Genomic DNA, 17,386 nt, shown 5'->3' on the forward strand with positions numbered 1-17,386 from the left:
GGCGGAAGTCCACGTGCGGTCCTCTGCTGCTGTAAAATCTTGTCCCAATCCGCGGCGGTAAAGCTCATTGCAACCATCCTTTCCTTTTTGCCTCAGGAAAGGATATGCGATTTCGCTAAATTTTATGCCTCCCCCGCCCGGTTATTTCCCGAGTTCATAGGCGCGGCGCACCGTGTCGTCAAAGCAGGCGATCAGCGCCTTGTCGAAGCCGCAGCGTTCGAGCGCCGCGAGCCCCTCAAAGGTCGTCCCCTTGGGTGATGTGACCATGTCGATCAGCTCCTGATGGCTCTTCCCCGACTCGAGCATCATCCTGGCCGAGCCGATCAGCGTGTTGCAGAAGAGCCGGTTGGCCACGTCCGCGTCGAAGCCGAGCTCGACGGCCCGGTCGACGAATACCTTCGCGAAGAGATAGATATATGCGGGGCTCGAGCCGTTGAGCGGGATGACCTCGTTCATCTTGTCCGGGGAAACCTCCTCGACGCCGCCCGCCGACGCAAAGACCGACTTGACGAACGCGAACTCCTCTTCGGTGGCGGGTGCGACCCGGCTCATCGCCGTGGAGCCGCAGCCGATGAGCAGCGGCGTGTTGGGCATGACCCGCACGACCTTTGCGTCGCAGCCGAGCGCCTCCTTGATGAATTCTGCGCTGATGCCCGCCGCGATCGTGACGAACACCGTTTCGGGGCGCGGATGGCCTTTGATTTCGGCCAGCACATCCGCAAAGTTCTGCGGCTTTACAGACAGCACGACATAGTCGCAGCCGTCCACAAGCGCCGCCGCGCTCGCAGACACCTTGAACCCGCGCGCCGCGTAGTGTTCCCGCTGGCTTTCGCGGATGTCATAGACGGCGACCTGCGCCGGTGCGAGCATCCCCGAGCCGGTGATGCCGTCGATGATGGCGCCGGCCATGTTGCCTGCGCCGATAAATCCGATCTTGCAGTCCACAGGAGGTCCTCCCCTCTTAAAGCGTCGCCGCTTTGATCATAATTGCGCACTCCAGCCGCTTTTTTTCCAGCTCGCAGGAGAGCTTGTAGGGCTTCAGGATGTCGCCGCTGTACTGCATGCTGTTGGCGTTGCAGCCGCCCGAGCAGTAGAATTTGGCCCAGCAGTTTTTGCACTCGGGCTTGCCGTAGACGGTCGCGGCGGCAAATTTGCACTTGAGGTCGAAGTCGAGCGACTGGTCGAAGACGTTTCCCATCTTCCAGCCGTCGTGGCCGACGAACTGGTGGCAGGGGTAGACGTCGCCCGACGGGGTGATCGCGACGTACTCGTTGCCGCAGCCGCAGCCGCGCAGCCGCTTGATTGCGCAGGGCCCCTGGTCGAGGTCGAGCATGAAGTGGAAGAAATTGAAATCCTTCGGCGTGCCGTGCCGCTCGATCATAATCTTCGCGAGCCGCTCATATTCGGCAAACACCTCGGGCAGGTCCTCCCCGGTCAGCGCGTAGGGCTCCGCCGGATCGGTGACGACCGGCTCGACCGACACCTGGTCAAAGCCCATGTCGGAGAGGTGCAGCACGTCCTCCGCGAAATCCTTGTTGTATTTGGTGAAGGTGCCGCGTGCGTAGTACTGGTCGTAGGGGCCGTTTCTGCGCTTTTCGACGAGCTTCTGGAACTTGGGCAGGATGCTGTCGTAGCTGCCGCGCCCGTCGACGCGCACCCGCACCCGGTCGTTGACCTCCCGGCGCCCGTCGATGGAAAGCACGACGTTGGACATTTCCCGGTTGATAAAATCGATCTTGTCGTCGTCGAGCAGCAGGCCGTTCGTCGTGATCGTGAACCGGAAGAGCTTGCCATGCTCCTGCTCGAGCGAGCGGGCGTACCGGACGATCTCCTTGACCACCTCGAAATTCATGAGCGGTTCGCCGCCGAAGAAGTCCACCTCGAGGTTGTGGCGACCGCAGGAGTACTTGATGAGGTAATCGATCGCCGCCTTCCCCACTTCCAGGGACATCAGCTCGCGGTGGCCCATATATTCGCCCGTGTCCGCGAAGCAGTATTTGCACCGCAGGTTGCAGTCGTGCGCGATATGTAAGCACATCGCCTTGACCGGCGACGGGGTCATGAGCTTTGCGAACTGGTTATAATCGTCGCTCGAGCAGAGCTGGTCCGCTTTCTGGAGCGCGAGCAGCTCCCGGAAGGCGTCCTCGACCTCCTCCCGCGCGTATGCGGGCGTGAAGCGGTCGAAGACCTCCCCGGGACAGCTTTCGGGGATCGGATCCCCAAGCATGTCCAGCAGATCAAAGGAAAGGTTGTCCATGAGGTGCACCGCGCCGGAGTTGACGTCGAGCACGATATTGTAGCCGTTGAGTCTGTACTGGTGTATCATTCCAATCTCCCCACATAAAGATAAGGGCAGTCGTCCGACTGCCCAAAACCGCGATAAAGAAAGGATGGCAGTTAAAAAACTGCCATGCCTTTTTTACTTATTCTTGTTCTCGCACTTCTGGTTGGCGACGGTGCAGGAGGTCTTGCAGGCCGACTGGCAGGAGGCCTGGCACTCGCCGCAGCCGCCCTTGACGGCGGATTCCTTGAGGTTCGCGCTGTTGATCGTCTTGATATGTTTCATTGGTATCCCCTCGTTTCTTTTGATTTCTGCCAACAAGTATAGCATATCCCCGCTGGTAATTCAAGCCGGCAGGCCCGGAAATCGGTTCCGGCCGGCCCGTTTTCAGCGGAATTTTTTACGCCGGTTGACGCCGATGATGCCGCCGAGCGCCGCCGCGAGCAAAACCGCGGCCAGCTTTGTGAGCGCCACCATGCCGAACCCGCCGCCGTCGACGGCGAGGCTCGCAAGGCTCAGGATCACGAAGAGGCAGGCGCCGCAGCAGAGTCCGAGCAGCATGCCCTTTTCACGCGCGAACGCGGCGGAGACATACCCCGCGACGAACCCGCCGAGCACAAAGATCAGCGTGGCGATCAGCGAGACGGCCGTCTGCGGGATATCCCGCAGCCCCATCACGGCGGACATGATCAGAAGCAGCAGGAAGCACGCGCCTGCACCGAATAAAATGCCGTAAGTGACCGGCCGGATGAAGCGCTTCGCGCCGTGAACGTCGGGCTGTCTCACCTGAACTCCCCCTTTACTGTTACAGGATATTCAGGGAAGCCGCCCAATATGCCGGGCACGGCTTACTTCTCCTTCTTCTTGTCCTTCTTCTCCGGGACGGCGGACTCGTGCGGCGTGTTGTTCGCCTGGATGGCCCAGCGCGCGATGCGGATTTTGCTGCGGTCGGAGCCGGTCTCGATCAGGAGGTAATCGTCTTTGATGACGACGACGGTGCCGATCACGCCGCCGATCGTAACGATCTCATCGCCCACCTCGAGGTTGGCGCGCATCTGCTGGGTCTCCTTGTCGCGCTTTTTCTGCGGACGGATGAGCATAAAGTAGAAGATTACAAAAATTAAAATCAGCGGCAAAAAGCTGCCAAGGGTGGCCATCGTCTGTTCGTTCATGGTAATACCTCCAAAATTCTCTTTCAGGATACTTGTACTATTATAGCGTGTCCGGGCCTGTCTTGCAAGGAAAATTTGTATAAAGATACAGATAAATCCCTTCAGATGCGCCGTCCCAGAATGGGCACCCAGTGCCGGCGAAAGGCGTCGTAGGTCCCCTGCTCGATCGCCTCGCGGATCTTTTCCATCAGCGTGTTGTAGAAGTAGAGGTTGTGCTGGACGCCCAGCCGCATCCCGAGCATCTCGTTCACGCGGAAAAGGTGCCGCAGGTAGCCGCGGGAAAAATTCCGGCAGGTCGGGCACCCGCAGTGCTCGTCGAGAGGGCTCTCGTCGGTCTTGTATTTTTCATTGTGCAGGATGCGGATGCCGTCCCAGGTGAAAAGCGTCCCGTGCCGCGCGTTGCGGCTGGGCATCACGCAGTCGAAGAGGTCGATGCCCCGGTAGACCCCCTCGATGATGTTGACGGGCGTGCCCACCCCCATCAGATATCGGGGCCTGTCCGCGGGCATATGCGGCTCGACCGCCTCGATCGTGTCGTACATCTCCTGCGCGGTCTCCCCCACCGCCAGCCCGCCGATCGCGTAGCCGTCCAGCCCGAGCGCGGCGATCTCCTGCATGTGCCGCACGCGCAGGTCAGCGTAGGTGCTGCCCTGGTTGATGCCGAAGAGCATCTGGCGCGGGTTGAGGGTGTCGGGCTGGGCGTTCAGGCGCGCCATCTCCTCCTTGCAGCGGACGAGCCAGCGGGTGGTGCGGGCGATCGAACGCTCGGTATAGTCGTAGGGCGCGGGGTTTTCGATGCACTCGTCGAAGGCCATCGCGATCGTCGAGCCGAAGTTCGACTGAATGCGCATGCTCTCCTCCGGGCCCATGAAGATCCGTTTGCCGTCAAGGTGGCAGGCGAAGGTGACGCCCTCCTCCTTGATCTTGCGCAGCTTGGCGAGGGAAAAAACCTGGAACCCGCCGCTGTCGGTCAAAATCGGACGGTGCCAGTTCATGAACTTGTGCAGCCCGCCCATCGCGCGGATGACGTCGTCGCCCGGGCGCACATGCAGGTGGTAGGTGTTGCAGAGCTCCACCTGGCATTTGAGCTCCACGAGGTCGGTCGACGAGATCCCGCCCTTGATCGCGGCCGAGGTGCCGACGTTCATGAAGGCGGGGGTCTGCACGACGCCGTGCACCGTCTCAAAGGTTCCCCGGCGGGCGTGTCCGTCCTGCTTTAATAAGGTATACAAAATCGCTCCTCCTTTCCAGGGAGGGCTTTTGAAAAAGCCCCCCTGGACCCCGAAAACTTTGATCGGGCCGTCCGCCGCCCGAAACCACAGGCGCTTTCCGCGCCGGAAATTTTGCATGAGGGCCCTGGAAAAGTCCCTAGGGCCCAGAAAGCTTTTGCCAGGCCGTCCGCCGCCCGTAATCGCGGGCGCTTTCCGCGCCAGAAAAATCCTCCACCTCACGGACGGCGCGTGCGTCCATTCGCGGCGGACGGCCTGAACCGGAAGTTTTGAAAAGGTTCTAAGGAAAACTTTTACAAAAGTTTTTCCTTAGAGGATCAGCATGGAATCGCCGAAGGAGAAAAACCGGTAGTTCTCCTTCACGGCAGTCTCATAGGCGCGCATCGTGTGCTCATAGCCCGCGAAAGCGCTCACCAGCATGATGAGGGTGCTTTCGGGCAGGTGGAAATTGGTGATGAGCCCGTCGAGCACCTTGAATTGATAGCCCGGATAGATGAAGATGCTCGTGTCGTCGTCGTCCTCGCGGACCTCGCCGAGCTTGGTCGCGACCGACTCCACCGTGCGGCAGCTCGTGGTGCCCACCCCGATCACCCGTTTGCCGCGCGCGTGGGTCTCGTTGATGAGGTCGGCGGTCTCCTTGGGCAGGTGGTAGTGCTCCGAATGCATGTGATGCTTGGTCACGTCCTCCACCTTGACGGGCCGGAAGGTGCCGATGCCGACGTGGAGGATCACCTCCGCGATGTTGACGCCCTTTTGGCGCAGCTTGTCCATCAGCTCGGTGGTGAAGTGCAGCCCCGCGGTGGGCGCGGCGGCGGACCCGAGCTGCTTGGAATAGACGGTCTGGTAGCGCTCGTTGTCCTCAAGCTCGGCGGTGATATAGGGCGGCAGGGGCATATTGCCGATCTTTTCGAGGATGGGATAGATGTTGGCCCCCTCGTAGTGCATCCGCACGAGGCGGTTCCCCCCCTCGACGGTGGCGAGAATTTCCCCGACGAGCAGCCCGTCGCCGAAGACGAACCGTGCGCCAGTCTTGGCCTTTTTCCCCGGCTTCACCATGACCTCCCAGACGTCCTTCTCCTTCTGGTCGAGCAGGAGGAACTGCATATGCCCGCCAGTGCCCTCCTTCACGCCGAAGAGGCGCGCGGGGATGACCCGGGAGGTGTTGACGACGAGCGTGTCCCCCGCTTCCAGGTAGTCGGGCAGGTCGTAGAAATGCCGGTGTTCGAGCTCCCCCGTCTCGCGGAAGAGATAGAGCATGCGCGAGTGGTCGCGCGGCTCGATGGGGGTCTGCGCGATCTGCTCCTGCGGCAGGTCGAAGTAAAAATCGGATGTCTTGAGCATGGGGCGGATCCTTCCTGACAGATTCAACGCATTTTTCCGACATCGCCGGATAAGCATTGGTTTTATTGCGGTAAATCATCAAAATTTGTTGACATAAGAGGGCTTCGATGATAATATAACTAGTAATAAACCGAGCCGGTAGAGGCGCGTCTTTCATCAGTAGCCGGAAAGAGACTGCCAGAGTCGTTGAAAAGCCGTGTGAAAGGGACAGACGCCGAAGGGGACGCCTGGCGGCCGTTCCCTGGGCGCATCGCCGAAAGGCATGCGACTGTCATCATTGAACTGTGATGGAGAGCTATGGCGGGGCGGTTGGACGCGGCGGATTCCGCGCGTTCGCACGCGCCGATAACTTCTCTATTATAGTGCAATTCATGCCGGTTTTCAACCGGTTTTTTTATTGCCGGATCAGCCGGCTATGGAAAGGAAGTTGTTCCCTATGAAGCAGTATCAGGTCGGGGTCGTCGGGGCGACCGGCATGGTCGGCCAGCGGTTCGTCTCCCTGCTGGAAAACCATCCGTGGTTTCGGGTTGCGGTGCTCGCGGCTTCTCCCCGCTCGGCGGGCAAAACCTATGAGGAGGCCGTCGGCTCCCGCTGGGCGATGTCCACTCCCATGCCCGAGGCCGTCAAAAAGATGGTCGTGCTCGACGCGTCGGACGTAAAGGCGGTCGCCTCGAAGGTGGATTTCATCTTCTGCGCGGTCGATATGAAAAAAGACGAGATCAAAGCGCTCGAGGAGGCGTACGCCAAAGCGGAATGCCCCGTCATCTCCAACAACTCCGCCCACCGCATGACCCCCGACGTGCCGATGATCATCCCCGAGGTGAACCCCGGGCACGCGGAGGTCATCCCCTACCAGCGCGCGCGCCTCGGCACCAAACGCGGCTTCATCGCCGTAAAGTCCAACTGCTCGCTGCAGAGCTACGTCCCCGCGCTGCACCCGCTCATGGCGGACTACGGCGTGACGAAAACCCTCGTCTGCACCTACCAGGCGATCTCCGGCGCGGGCAAGACGTTCGAGCGCTGGCCGGAGATGGTCGACAACGTCATCCCCTACATCGGCGGCGAGGAGGAAAAGAGCGAGCGGGAGCCGCTCAAAATCTGGGGCCCCGTCAAGGACGGCGTGATCGTGCCGGTCGCGAGTCCGTCGATCACCGCCCAGTGCCTGCGGGTCGCCTGTTCGGACGGACACATGGCGGCGGTTTTCGTGAGCTTTGACAAAAAGCCCTCGATCGATGAGATTAAGGAAAAGTGGGCCTCCTTCGCGGGCGAGCCGCAGAAGCTCGACCTGCCCAGTGCCCCCAAACAGTTCCTGCGCTACTTCGAGGAGCCGGACCGCCCGCAGACGAGGCTCGACCGCAACCTCGAAAACGGCATGGCGGTGTCGATCGGCAGGCTGCGCGAGGACACCCAGTACGACTACAAATTTGTGTGCCTCTCCCACAACACCCTGCGCGGGGCGGCGGGCGGCGGCGTCCTGCTGGCCGAGCTGCTCGCGGCAAAGGGCTATTTTGACTGAATTTAACGGAAGGGCTGATGGACCAATGAAGAAGACCATTTTCACCGGCGCTGGCGTTGCAATCGTCACGCCGATGCACGACGACCTTTCGATCAACTGGGAGCTGCTCGGCGAACTGATCGACTACCAGATCGACAACGGCACCGATGCGATCGTCATCGTCGGCACGACCGGCGAGGCCTCCACCCTCACCGACGAGGAACACGTCAAGGCCATCCGCTACGCCGTCGAACGCACGGCGGGACGCGTCCCCGTCGTGGCGGGCACCGGCAGCAACCACACCGACTACTCCCTCTGGCTCTCCAAGGAGGCCAAACAGGCGGGCGCCGACGGGCTGCTGCTCGTGACCCCCTACTACAACAAGACCTCGCAGGCGGGGCTGGTCCGCCACTTCCTCGCGGTCGCGGACACCGTGGACCTGCCCGTCATCCTCTACAACGTCCCCAGCCGCACGGGCATGAACATCCAGCCGAAGACCTACCTGGAACTTTCGAAGCATCCGAATATCGTCGCGGCCAAGGAGGCCAGCGGCAACATCTCGCAGATCGCGATGATCCGCAGCCTCTGCGGCGACGGGCTCGACATCTATTCGGGCAACGACGACCAGATTGTGCCGATCCTCTCGCTCGGCGGCAAGGGGGTCATCTCGGTGCTCTCCAACGTCGCGCCGCGCCAGACCCACGACATCTGCCAGCTCTATTTCGACGGCAAGGTCAGGGAGAGCGCCGATTTGCAGGTGAAGCTCCTGCCTCTCATCAACGCGCTCTTCTGCGACGTCAACCCCATCCCGGTCAAGGAGGCCGTGGCGATGATGGGTTGGCAGGCCGGCCCCTGCCGCCTGCCCCTCACCGGGCTCGGTGAGGAGAACCGTGAGCTGCTCAAACGGGAAATGAAGGCCGCGGGACTGATCTGAGGTCCCGCGCATCTGGAGGTTCAAATGAAAAGGATCGTACTATCGGGCTGTAACGGAAAGATGGGGCGGATGATCGCCTCCTGCGTCAAGGGGCGTGACGACTGCACCGTCGTCGCAGGCATCGACGTGAGCGGAGAGGTGCTGGACGCGTTCCCCGTCTTTACCTCTCCCGCCGGGTGCCAGGTGGAGGCAGACGTCATCATCGACTTCTCCCACCCCAGCGCCCTCGCTCCCCTGCTCGACTATGCCGCGGCCACCCGCACGCCCGCCGTTATCGCGACGACGGGGCTCTCCTCCGACCAGGTCGCGCTCATCCGCGAGACATCGGCGCGGGTCCCTCTCTTCTTTACCGCGAACATGTCGCTGGGGGTGAACCTGCTCGTCGAGCTCGCCAAAAAGGCGGCGGCCGTGCTGGGCGGGCAGTTCGATATCGAGATCATCGAGAAGCACCACAACCAGAAGATCGACGCGCCCAGCGGCACCGCGCTCATGCTCGCGGACGCGATCTCCGGCGTGCTCCCGGAGGAGCCGCAGTACGTCTACGACCGCCATGCGGTGCGCCGCAAGCGTGGCAAAAACGAGATCGGCCTGCACGCGGTGCGCGGCGGCACGATCGTCGGCGAACACGAGGTGATCTTCGCCGGGCGGGACGAGGTGCTGACCCTCTCCCATTCGGCGATGAGCAAGGAGGTTTTCGCCACGGGGAGCATCAACGCGGCGCTCTTCCTCTGCGGGAAGGAAAACGGCCTTTACAGCATGGGCGATCTGGTGTAAAAAGGATGGAGGATTGGATATGAACGGCGTATCGAAAATTACCGTGACCGAGGATGTGGCGCTCGTCACCTTCCGCAGGGTCCCCAACGACTTGGGGGTGCTCGCGTCGATCTTTACCCAGCTGGCGGACGCAAAGGTGAACCTCGACATGATCAGCCAGACGGCGCCCCAGGGGCACCGGATCGACATCTCCTTCACGCTGCATTCCAGCCAGCTGATCGAGGTGCTCGGGCTCGCCACCAGATTCCAGGCGGCGCACGAGCTCAAGCCGATGGTGAGCAATGGAAACTGCAAGATCGAGCTCTACGGAGAGGAGATGCGCGAGCGGTACGGCGTGGCCTCCGCCGCGATCGCCGCCGTCGCCGGGACCGACGCGGAGCTCACCCTCATCAGCACCGGCGAGGTGGAGATTTCCCTGCTGGTGCCGCAGTCGAGCTGCGACGAGGCGGTCCGCGCGCTTGAAGAGGCGTTCGGCGTCAAGGCAGACTGACCCCCGGTTGAAACCGGAAGGCCCCGCAGCGGCGTTGCCGCTGCGGGGCCTTTTTACCTTCAGGTGTTGTGGTCGCTCTCGTGGAACTGTTTGAGGTTGCCGATCTTCTGCCGGCGCGCCTCCAGAATCTCCTCAATGCGGGCGAGCGGGATATCCTGCTGGGCCATCATCACGAGCAGGTGGTAGATGAGGTCGCAGATCTCCTCCTCGGTCTCCTCGTTTTTGCCGTTTTTGGCGGCAATGATGACCTCGCTGCACTCCTCGCCGCATTTTTTGAGAATCTTATCGAGGCCCTTTTCAAACAGGTAGCAGGTGTAGGAGCCCTCCTGCGGATGGTCGCGCCGGTCGAGCACCACCTCGTATAGGCCGTTCAATACGTCGTTCATCATGCTTTTCCCTCCCAGATCTCTTTAAAGAAACAGCTGTGCGCGCCGGTATGGCAGGCGTTGCCTGTCTGCTCCACCGTGACGAGCAGCGTGTCGTCGTCGCAGTCGGCGCGCAGGTCCACCACCTTTTGAAGATGCCCCGATGTCGCGCCTTTATTCCAAAGCTCCCGCCGCGATCGGCTCCAGAACCAGGTATACCCCGTCTCGAGGGTCCTTTGCAGGCTCTCGCGGTTCATGTAGGCGAGCATCAGCACCTCGCCGGTGCCCGCCTCCTGCACAATTGCGGGGATGAGCTCGGATTTTTGAAAATAGACGTCCAGATCACGCATCGCGCTGCCTCCTGACCGGGATATTTTTCGCCGCGAGGTGGTCCTTGACCTCCCCGACCGTCAATTCGCGGAAATGAAAGAGGGACGCGGCGAGCGCGGCGTCCGCGCCCGTCCGCTCGAAGACCTCGGAGAAGTGCTCGAGCTTCCCGCAGCCGCCCGACGCAATGACCGGAATCCGCACCGCGTCGGACACCGCGCGGGTGAGTTCGAGATCAAAGCCGTTTTTGCAGCCGTCGGTGTCCATCGAGGTGAGCAGGATCTCCCCCGCGCCGAGCCGCTCGCAGGTTCTTGCCCACTCGACGGTGTCGAGCCCCATGTCGATCCGCCCGCCGTTCACGACGACGGTGAAGCCCCCCTCCAGCCGCCTGCGCGCGTCGATCGCCACGACGACGCACTGGCTACCGAACTGTTCGGCGGCCTCGCTGATGAGCTTCGGGTCCCGCACCGCCGCGGAGTTGACCGAAATTTTGTCCGCGCCCGCGCGCAGCAGCGCGCGAAAGTCTTCCACCGACCGGATGCCCCCGCCGACGGTGAGCGGCACGAAGACGTTGCGCGCCGTCTCCCGCACGACTTCGATCATCGTGCTGCGGCCCTCGTGGGTCGCGGTGATGTCGAGGAAGGTGATCTCGTCCGCGCCCTGCCGGTCGTACTCGATCGCGCAGTCGACCGGGTCGCCGACCTCCTTGATGCCGACGAAGTTGACCCCTTTGACCACCACGCCGTCGCGCACGTCGAGGCATGGGATGATGCGTTTGGCTAACACTGTTGATCACCCGCCGTTTCGATAGCCTCCCGCAGGGAGAGGCTTCCCGTGTAGAGCGCCTTGCCGCAGATGACCCCGTGGAGACCGAGGCGTCCGCACGCCTCGATGTCGCGCAGGTCCCGCACGCCGCCGCTCGCGATGATGTTGCAGGAGACGGCCTTTTCGAGCGCGGCAAGCTGCTCCAGGTTGAGCCCGCCGAGCATCCCGTCCCGGGAAATATCTGTAAAGATAATCGTCTTGACACCCGCCTGCTCCATCTCTTTGGCGAGATCAAGATAGCCGACGCTACTCGTGTCGAGCCAGCCCTCGGTGGCCACCATTCCCTCCTTCGCGTCGATGCCCACGGCGATCCGGTCGCCGTAGGCGGCGGCCGCCTCCCGCACGAGGGCGGGGTTCTTGACCGCGATGGAGCCCAGGATTACCCGGGAAATTCCGTTTTCCAGGTAGTATTCGATCGTTTTCCGGTCGCGGATGCCGCCTCCCAGCTCCACCTTGAGCCCGGAGGTCCTGGCGATCTCCAGAAAGAGCGGCGCGTTTTTCACTTCGCCCTCCTTCGCTCCGTCGAGGTCGACCATGTGGATCCACCTGGCGCCCGCCGCGAGAAAGGACGCGGCGGTCTCTCCCGCGTCTTCGGCGACCTTGTGGGCCGTCGAGAAGTCCCCCTTCCGCAGGCGCACGCAGCAGCCGTCCTTGATGTCGATCGCAGGTAAAATGATCATTGGCACAACCTCGCAAAGTTTTTGAGCATGTTTAACCCCACTTCCCCGCTCTTTTCCGGGTGGAACTGCGCGCCGTAGACGCTGCCGCGGCAGACGAGTGCGGGGACGCGCTCGCCATAGACCGTGTGGCAGGAGATGTTTTCCTCCGGCGTATCCGCGCAGAAGGAGTGGACGAAATAGACGTAGTCGCCCGTCTTTGTCCCGCCGGTCAGCTCGCAGGGATGGAGCACCGTCAAATCGTTCCAGCCCATGTGCGGGATCTTCAGCCCGCCGGCGTCAAGAAGCCGCACGCTTCCGGGGATGAGCCCCAGCCCCTCGGTCTCCCCGAATTCAAAGCTGCGCTCGAAGAGCATCTGCATCCCAAGGCAGATGCCGAGCAGCGGCTTTTTTTGCGCCTCGTCCCGGATCACCGGGACGAGCCCGGAGGCACGCAGGCGCTTCATCGCGTCGGGGAACGCGCCCACGCCGGGCAGGATCATCCCGTCGCACCCCTCGAGCATCGCCGGGTCGCGCGTGATGCAGAAGGTTTCGTTGAGATAGGTCAGCGCATTCTGGACGCTGAAGAGGTTGCCCGCGCCGTAGTCGATGATCGCGATCATATCAGAGCACCCCTTTGGAGGAGAGCGCCCCTTCGCCCGCGGGGGAAACCGCGATGCGAAGCGCGTGCGCGGCCGCCTTGAAGAGGGCCTCGATCTTGTGGTGGTCGTTTTCGCCGTAGGGCACGCGCAGGTGCAGGGTGATCCCGGCGTTCTGCGCGAAGGCGCGGAAGAATTCCCCCGTCATGCAGCAGTCGAACGCGCCGACCGACGGGTTCCGGTAGGCGCAGTCGAAGACGAGGAAGGGCCTGCCGCTGATGTCGAGCGCGCAGAAGGCGAGCGCCTCGTCCATGGGGACCAGGAAGCTGCCGTAACGGGCGATCCCGTCCCGTCCGCCGAGCGCCTTCAGGAGCGCCTGTCCGAGCACGATGCCCACATCCTCCACCGAGTGGTGGCAGTCGACCTCAAGGTCGCCGGTCATGTTGAGCGCAAGGTCGAAGCCCCCGTGCACCGCGAAGGCGGCGAGCATGTGGTCGAAGAAGCCGATCCCGCTCGTGCCGGTAAAACGCCCCTTGCCGTCAAGGCTGAGCGTCAGCTCGATATCGGTCTCCCTGGTCGTGCGCCGAATGGTGGATTCACGCATCGGTTTGGCCCCCTATCGTAAAATTTCCCTGAGAGTGGAAAGCAGCGCGCGGTTTTCGATCGGCGCGCCCGCGGAGACGCGCAGGCGGTCGCCCATCAGCCGCACGGCGATGCCGCGCGCCAAAAGCGCCTCATAGACGCCCTTGGCGTCGGTCAGGCGCAGGAACACGAAGTTCGCGCAGGTGGGCCGCATGTCGAGGATCTCGGCCTTTTCCCCGGCGAGCGCCGAAAGCTCCCGGCAGAGCGCGTCCCGCGACGCCTTGATCTCATCCGCACAGCCCGCGAGGTAATCGGGATGGCTAAAGAGCACACACCCGGCCGCCTGGGTCATCGAGTTGACGTTATAGGGGGATTTCGCAGCCTTGACGGCGCCGATCAGGACCGGGTTCGCGACGGCGAAGCCGAGCCGGATAGCCGCCATGCCGAACGCCTTGGAGCAGGTCTTGAGCACGATCAGGTTGTCGCGCTCCCCCGCCAATCGCAAAATCGAGCCCTCCGCAAAATCCATATACGCCTCGTCCACGACGACGAGGCAACCGGTCAGCCCGTCGACGATTTTGAGGACGTCCGCCCGCGTCGCCGCGAGCGAGGTCGGGTTGCAGGGATTGGAGAAGATGAGCAGCCGCGCGTCCGCCTCCCTCGCGCGGGCGATGAGCGCGTCCGCGTCGAGCGCGAGGGTGTCCGGGTCCTTGTCGACCGCCAGCAGGCGCAGCCCGCAGGGCTGCGCATAGAAGGAATACATCGAAAAATCGGGGCGCACAACCGCCATTGTGTCGCCCGGCTCGGTGAACCAGCTGACGATCAGCCCGATCAGCTCGTCCGAGCCGTTGCCCGCGACGACCATCGACGGATCAACGCCGAAGAAGGCGGCGCATTTTTCGCAGAGCTCCACCGCGTAGGGGTCGGGATAGCGGTTGAAGTCGACCGCCATGACCGCGGCCATGAGCTCCTCCATCAGCTCGGGCGGCGGCGAGAGGAAGCTCTCGTTCGCATCGAGCCGGATGCGGTAGTGCCCGGTCAGCGGATCGTAGGGAGTCAGGTTTTGGAGCTTTTGGGGAAGCTCATAGCGGTTACCAGACATCGGGAAACCTCACTTTGACAGAATTGGCGTGGGCGGTGAGCCCCTCCTTGTCGGCGAGGCGTACGATGGGCACCTGTGCCTCTGCGAGCGCCTCTCGGGTGTAGTAGAGGAAGCTCGACCGCTTGAGGAAGCTGTCCACCCCGAGCGGCGAAAAGAACCGCGCGGTGCCGGAGGTCGGCAGGACGTGGTTGGGGCCGGCGAAGTAATCCCCCAGCGGTTCGGGCGAATGCTGCCCCAGAAAGAGGGAGCCGACGTTGTCGATCTTCCCGATGTATTCGAGCGGGTTGGCCGTCATGATCTCCATGTGCTCGGGCGCGAGCTCGTTGGCGAGCGCGATCATCTCCACCTCGCTGCGGCAGACGATGATCATGCCGTAATCCGCGAGCGATTGGCGGATGATCCCGGCGCGGGAAAGGCTCTCCACCTGCCGGGAAAGCTCGGCGGCCGTCTCCTCCGCCACCCGCTCGCTCGTCGTGAGCAGGACCGACGAGGCGAGCACGTCATGCTCCGCCTGGCTCATCATGTCCGCCGCGAGATAGACGGGATTCGCGGTGTCGTCCGCCGCGATGAGAATCTCGCTCGGCCCGGCGATCATGTCGATGTCCACCGTACCGTAGAGCAGCCGCTTGGCGGTGGCCACATAGATGTTGCCCGGGCCGACGATCTTGTCGACGCGCGGCACCGACGCGGTGCCGTAGGCGAGCGCGGCGACCGCCTGGGCGCCGCCCATCAGGAAGACCCGGTCCACCCCCGCCACCGCGGCGGCGGCGAGGATGTCGGGGTTCGCGGTGCCGTCCTTTCGCGGCGGGGTGACCATGACGATCTCCCCCACCCCCGCGATGCGCGCGGGGATGCAGTTCATGAGCACCGACGAGGGATAGGCCGCCGTACCGCCCGGCACGTAGAGCCCGACGCGGGAGAGCCCGCGCACCCGCTGCCCCATGATGACGCCGTTTTCCTGCGTGTCGATGAAGCTCTGCTGCTTCTGGCGGTTGTGGAAGGCCGCGATGTTTTCCATCGCGGCGAGCATCGCGTTGACAAACTCGGGCTCCGCGAGGGTGAGCGCGTCGTTGATCTCGTCGCGGCTCACCTCGAAGGCTTCGGGACACCGCCCGTCAAATTGGATCGTGTATTCCCGCACCGCCTCGTCTCCGCGCTCCCGCACGGCGTCGACGATCTCGGTGACGGCCGCCGTCACCTTCCGGTCCACTTCCCCGCTGCGCCGCCGCAGCGACGCGAGCAGCTCCCATTCGGCGGCGCCGTCCGCCCTGACAATCGGTATCATTCCGTTTCCTCCCCGGCCAGATAGTCCTCGATGCGCGCGATCAGCGGCTCGATCTCCGCCTTGCGCAGCTTGAGGCTCGCGATGTTGACGATCAGCCGCGCGCTGACGTCACAGATGTATTCGGCGACCACCAGCCCGTTTTCCCGCAGGGTGGTGCCCGTCTCGACGATGTCGACGATCGCGTCGGACAGCCCCAGAATGGGCGCGAGCTCGACCGAGCCCTCGATCTTCACGATGCTGACGTCCATGTTCTTGCGTTCAAAGAAGCCGCGCGCCACGTTCACATATTTGGAGGCGATACGCCGGGTGTGGTACCCTTCGTAGAAGTCGACCCCCTGCGGCAGGGCGAGCGCGAACCGGCATTTGCCGAAGCCGAGGTCCGCCACCTCGTAGAAGGTGCCGCCCATCTCCATGATCGTGTCCTTGCCGACCACGCCGATGTCGCAGACGCCGTTGTCGACGTAGGTGGCGACGTCCGCCGCCTTGGCGAGCACGATCTCGAGATTCGTCCCCGCGACCGGCAGGATGAGCCTGCGGCCCTTCTCCCGGACGGCGGTGCAGTCGTAGCCGAGACGCTCGAACATCTCGACCGTGTCCTTTTCGAGCCGCCCCTTGGTCAGGGCGATGCGAATGGGTTTTATCATCGCGCGCCCTCCCCTCTCAGCGTCTCGACGTCGACCGCCTCGATCGCGTCGTCCACGACGTGGAGCTGCCGGATGCCGCGCCTGCGCGCGTAGTCGGCGGCTGCGTCGAAGTCGTCGTAGACGCAGTTCTCCGCGACAAGTCCGTTCTCCGTCAGCGATTTGATGTAGTTGACCGCCTCGGGCAGGTGCCGCTCGTCGGAAAAGACGAGGATGTCGGGCGTCTGCGGAGCGGGTTCCCCGACGACCTGAGCCGCCGGGTCGATGTTCACCGCGAAGCCGGTCGCCGAGAGCGGCGCGCCGAATTCGCCGAGGAGGTTGTCGTACCGGCCGCCCGAGAGCACCGGCTCGCCGATGCCGTCGAAATAGCCGCGGAAGATGAGCCCGGTGTAGTACTCCGCCTGGTTGACCAGCCCGAGGTCGATGATTACGCGGTCCTCCAGCCCGAGCTGGCGGAGGTCCTCGTAGAGCCCGTGCAGGTAGTCGAGGCACTCGAGCGCGCCGTTTTCGGAGAAGAGCTCATACGCCTTCCCGAAGACCTCCTCCCCGCCGAACAGCCGGGGCAGGTAGCCGAGCGCGGCCGCCGCGCGGCTGTCGCCGAAGGGCGCGAGCAGGTCGGAAAGCGCCGGGTAGTTCTTCTGCTCGATGCACTGGCGGATGGCCTCCTTGGTGTCCGCGCCGGCGTCGAGCGAATCGATCAGCGCCTTGAAATAGCCGATGTGGCAGAGTTCGATCCGGAAGCTCTCCCCGTTGATGTCCGAAAGCCCCGACGCGGCGAGTTCGACGATCTCGAGGTCGCTGCGCAGGGAGTTGGAGCCGATCAGTTCGACGCCCGCCTGGTAGATCTCGCTCGGTTTGCCGCGCATCGTATGCTCGACGCGGTAGACGTTTTCGCAGTAGTAGAGGCGCAGCGGCATCGGCATGCCGGTGAGGCGGGTCGCCACCAGCCGCGCGATCGGGATCGTGCAGTCGGGCCGCACGACCATCAGCCGCCCGCGGGTGTCCGAGAGCTTATACATGTTCTCCTGCGGGAAATGCGCCGCGGAGGAGCCGAACACGTCGTAAAACTCGATCGCGGGGGTGATGACCTGCCGGTAGCCGCGCGAACGGAACATCGCCGTGAGGCGGCTCACCACCTCTTCCCGCGAGACGCACTCGTCGAAGAGCAGATCGCGGGTGCCGTCGGGGGTGACCTTATCGTAATGTTTCATGGGAACCTCCCGTTTTGCGTCTTGCTTTAACTTGCTAATATATTAGCATAGTGAAATATCCTTGTCAACACCTTGCA

Annotated in this window: 21 protein-coding genes and 1 riboswitch; of the genes, 4 read left to right on the forward strand and 17 right to left on the reverse strand. The window is 63.0% G+C overall.

Annotated elements, in window-relative coordinates; translation table 11 throughout:
- Window positions 1-141 precede the first annotated feature (141 nt).
- From proC to queA, 7 genes are all read right to left on the reverse strand, one after another.
- Window positions 142-945: a pyrroline-5-carboxylate reductase gene (gene proC / locus C1A13_RS07465; RefSeq protein WP_242970829.1), complete on the reverse strand. Its 804-nt coding sequence runs from the start codon at window positions 943-945 to the stop codon at window positions 142-144.
- A gap of 16 nt (window positions 946-961) precedes the next feature.
- Window positions 962-2,326: a thioether cross-link-forming SCIFF peptide maturase gene (gene scfB, locus C1A13_RS07470; RefSeq protein ID WP_101550654.1), complete on the reverse strand. Its 1,365-nt coding sequence runs from the start codon at window positions 2,324-2,326 to the stop codon at window positions 962-964.
- Between the two features lie 93 nt (window positions 2,327-2,419).
- The gene (gene scfA / locus C1A13_RS07475) at window positions 2,420-2,566 is read right to left on the reverse strand and encodes a six-cysteine ranthipeptide SCIFF (protein ID WP_101550656.1); all 147 of its coding nucleotides are present in this window, start codon (window positions 2,564-2,566) and stop codon (window positions 2,420-2,422) included.
- 102 nt (window positions 2,567-2,668) lie between these two features.
- On the reverse strand, window positions 2,669-3,067 hold the full coding sequence (locus C1A13_RS07480; protein WP_172439209.1) for a TIGR04086 family membrane protein: 399 nt from the start codon (window positions 3,065-3,067) through the stop codon (window positions 2,669-2,671).
- 62 nt (window positions 3,068-3,129) lie between these two features.
- Window positions 3,130-3,453, reverse strand: coding sequence for a preprotein translocase subunit YajC (yajC, locus tag C1A13_RS07485; RefSeq protein WP_101550660.1), 324 nt, complete (start codon window positions 3,451-3,453; stop codon window positions 3,130-3,132).
- Window positions 3,454-3,554: 101 nt separating this feature from the next.
- Window positions 3,555-4,685, reverse strand: coding sequence for a tRNA guanosine(34) transglycosylase Tgt (gene tgt, locus C1A13_RS07490; RefSeq protein WP_101550662.1), 1,131 nt, complete (start codon window positions 4,683-4,685; stop codon window positions 3,555-3,557).
- Window positions 4,686-4,991: 306 nt separating this feature from the next.
- Window positions 4,992-6,023, reverse strand: coding sequence for a tRNA preQ1(34) S-adenosylmethionine ribosyltransferase-isomerase QueA (gene queA / locus C1A13_RS07495; RefSeq protein WP_101550664.1), 1,032 nt, complete (start codon window positions 6,021-6,023; stop codon window positions 4,992-4,994).
- Between the two features lie 131 nt (window positions 6,024-6,154).
- Window positions 6,155-6,329, forward strand: a riboswitch (Lysine riboswitch).
- 130 nt (window positions 6,330-6,459) lie between these two features.
- Here queA and asd point away from each other — a divergent pair.
- Genes asd through C1A13_RS07515 form a run of 4 tightly spaced genes read left to right on the forward strand, consistent with a single transcriptional unit; the run spans window position 6,460 to window position 9,716 of the window.
- Entirely contained in the window at window positions 6,460-7,539 is a 1,080-nt protein-coding gene (asd, locus tag C1A13_RS07500; RefSeq protein ID WP_101550666.1) for an aspartate-semialdehyde dehydrogenase, read from the forward strand.
- Between the two features lie 25 nt (window positions 7,540-7,564).
- A complete protein-coding gene (gene dapA, locus C1A13_RS07505; protein WP_101550668.1) occupies window positions 7,565-8,452 on the forward strand; it encodes a 4-hydroxy-tetrahydrodipicolinate synthase in 888 nt (295 codons plus the stop codon).
- Window positions 8,453-8,476: 24 nt separating this feature from the next.
- Window positions 8,477-9,226: a 4-hydroxy-tetrahydrodipicolinate reductase gene (gene dapB / locus C1A13_RS07510; protein WP_101550670.1), complete on the forward strand. Its 750-nt coding sequence runs from the start codon at window positions 8,477-8,479 to the stop codon at window positions 9,224-9,226.
- Between the two features lie 19 nt (window positions 9,227-9,245).
- On the forward strand, window positions 9,246-9,716 hold the full coding sequence (locus C1A13_RS07515) for an ACT domain-containing protein (RefSeq protein ID WP_101550672.1): 471 nt from the start codon (window positions 9,246-9,248) through the stop codon (window positions 9,714-9,716).
- A 59-nt stretch (window positions 9,717-9,775) separates the two neighbouring features.
- On the opposite strand, the gene hisE is transcribed toward C1A13_RS07515, so the two are convergent.
- From hisE to hisZ, 10 genes are read right to left on the reverse strand one after another with little or no spacing between them, the layout of a single operon-like run.
- Window positions 9,776-10,102, reverse strand: coding sequence for a phosphoribosyl-ATP diphosphatase (gene hisE / locus C1A13_RS07520; RefSeq protein WP_101553214.1), 327 nt, complete (start codon window positions 10,100-10,102; stop codon window positions 9,776-9,778).
- Entirely contained in the window at window positions 10,102-10,431 is a 330-nt protein-coding gene (hisI, locus tag C1A13_RS07525; protein WP_101550674.1) for a phosphoribosyl-AMP cyclohydrolase, read from the reverse strand. The genes hisE and hisI overlap by 1 nt, the downstream gene beginning before the upstream one ends.
- Window positions 10,424-11,194 carry an imidazole glycerol phosphate synthase subunit HisF gene (hisF, locus tag C1A13_RS07530; protein ID WP_101550676.1) on the reverse strand — a complete coding sequence of 257 codons (771 nt, stop codon included), beginning with the start codon at window positions 11,192-11,194 and terminating at the stop codon, window positions 10,424-10,426. Before hisF ends, hisI begins: the two co-directional genes overlap by 8 nt.
- Window positions 11,188-11,913, reverse strand: coding sequence for a 1-(5-phosphoribosyl)-5-[(5-phosphoribosylamino)methylideneamino]imidazole-4-carboxamide isomerase (gene hisA / locus C1A13_RS07535; protein ID WP_101550678.1), 726 nt, complete (start codon window positions 11,911-11,913; stop codon window positions 11,188-11,190). The genes hisF and hisA overlap by 7 nt, the downstream gene beginning before the upstream one ends.
- Entirely contained in the window at window positions 11,910-12,512 is a 603-nt protein-coding gene (gene hisH / locus C1A13_RS07540) for an imidazole glycerol phosphate synthase subunit HisH (protein WP_101550681.1), read from the reverse strand. The genes hisA and hisH overlap by 4 nt, the downstream gene beginning before the upstream one ends.
- A 1-nt stretch (window position 12,513) precedes the next feature.
- The gene (hisB, locus tag C1A13_RS07545) at window positions 12,514-13,092 is read right to left on the reverse strand and encodes an imidazoleglycerol-phosphate dehydratase HisB (protein WP_101550682.1); all 579 of its coding nucleotides are present in this window, start codon (window positions 13,090-13,092) and stop codon (window positions 12,514-12,516) included.
- Between the two features lie 12 nt (window positions 13,093-13,104).
- A complete protein-coding gene (locus C1A13_RS07550) occupies window positions 13,105-14,172 on the reverse strand; it encodes a pyridoxal phosphate-dependent aminotransferase (RefSeq protein ID WP_101550684.1) in 1,068 nt (355 codons plus the stop codon).
- Window positions 14,162-15,457, reverse strand: a complete 1,296-nt coding sequence (gene hisD / locus C1A13_RS07555) for a histidinol dehydrogenase (protein WP_101550686.1) — start codon at window positions 15,455-15,457, stop codon at window positions 14,162-14,164. The genes C1A13_RS07550 and hisD overlap by 11 nt, the downstream gene beginning before the upstream one ends.
- Complete coding sequence (gene hisG, locus C1A13_RS07560; RefSeq protein WP_101550689.1) at window positions 15,454-16,101, reverse strand: ATP phosphoribosyltransferase; 648 nt, start codon at window positions 16,099-16,101, stop codon at window positions 15,454-15,456. The genes hisD and hisG overlap by 4 nt, the downstream gene beginning before the upstream one ends.
- Window positions 16,098-17,309, reverse strand: a complete 1,212-nt coding sequence (gene hisZ / locus C1A13_RS07565; protein WP_101550691.1) for an ATP phosphoribosyltransferase regulatory subunit — start codon at window positions 17,307-17,309, stop codon at window positions 16,098-16,100. Before hisZ ends, hisG begins: the two co-directional genes overlap by 4 nt.
- Window positions 17,310-17,386 lie beyond the last annotated feature (77 nt).

It is taken from the genome of Anaerotruncus massiliensis (ex Togo et al. 2026) (genome assembly GCF_900199635.1).
Lineage (GTDB): Bacteria > Bacillota > Clostridia > Oscillospirales > Ruminococcaceae > Anaerotruncus > Anaerotruncus massiliensis.

What these genes read in the sequence shown, in the direction of transcription:
- hisI (WP_101550674.1), bottom strand. Translation starts at nt 10,431, where the DNA reads ATGCGTGATCTGGACGTCTATTTTCAAAAATCCGAGCTCATCCCCGCA.
- dapB (WP_101550670.1), top strand. Translation starts at nt 8,477, where the DNA reads ATGAAAAGGATCGTACTATCGGGCTGTAACGGAAAGATGGGGCGGATG.
- scfB (WP_101550654.1), bottom strand. Translation starts at nt 2,326, where the DNA reads ATGATACACCAGTACAGACTCAACGGCTACAATATCGTGCTCGACGTC.
- scfA (WP_101550656.1), bottom strand. Translation starts at nt 2,566, where the DNA reads ATGAAACATATCAAGACGATCAACAGCGCGAACCTCAAGGAATCCGCC.
- asd (WP_101550666.1), top strand. Translation starts at nt 6,460, where the DNA reads ATGAAGCAGTATCAGGTCGGGGTCGTCGGGGCGACCGGCATGGTCGGC.
- C1A13_RS07550 (WP_101550684.1), bottom strand. Translation starts at nt 14,172, where the DNA reads ATGTCTGGTAACCGCTATGAGCTTCCCCAAAAGCTCCAAAACCTGACT.
- queA (WP_101550664.1), bottom strand. Translation starts at nt 6,023, where the DNA reads ATGCTCAAGACATCCGATTTTTACTTCGACCTGCCGCAGGAGCAGATC.
- C1A13_RS07515 (WP_101550672.1), top strand. Translation starts at nt 9,246, where the DNA reads ATGAACGGCGTATCGAAAATTACCGTGACCGAGGATGTGGCGCTCGTC.
- hisE (WP_101553214.1), bottom strand. Translation starts at nt 10,102, where the DNA reads ATGAACGACGTATTGAACGGCCTATACGAGGTGGTGCTCGACCGGCGC.
- hisG (WP_101550689.1), bottom strand. Translation starts at nt 16,101, where the DNA reads ATGATAAAACCCATTCGCATCGCCCTGACCAAGGGGCGGCTCGAAAAG.
- hisA (WP_101550678.1), bottom strand. Translation starts at nt 11,913, where the DNA reads ATGATCATTTTACCTGCGATCGACATCAAGGACGGCTGCTGCGTGCGC.
- dapA (WP_101550668.1), top strand. Translation starts at nt 7,565, where the DNA reads ATGAAGAAGACCATTTTCACCGGCGCTGGCGTTGCAATCGTCACGCCG.
- yajC (WP_101550660.1), bottom strand. Translation starts at nt 3,453, where the DNA reads ATGAACGAACAGACGATGGCCACCCTTGGCAGCTTTTTGCCGCTGATT.
- hisH (WP_101550681.1), bottom strand. Translation starts at nt 12,512, where the DNA reads ATGATCGCGATCATCGACTACGGCGCGGGCAACCTCTTCAGCGTCCAG.
- hisZ (WP_101550691.1), bottom strand. Translation starts at nt 17,309, where the DNA reads ATGAAACATTACGATAAGGTCACCCCCGACGGCACCCGCGATCTGCTC.
- hisD (WP_101550686.1), bottom strand. Translation starts at nt 15,457, where the DNA reads ATGATACCGATTGTCAGGGCGGACGGCGCCGCCGAATGGGAGCTGCTC.
- hisB (WP_101550682.1), bottom strand. Translation starts at nt 13,092, where the DNA reads ATGCGTGAATCCACCATTCGGCGCACGACCAGGGAGACCGATATCGAG.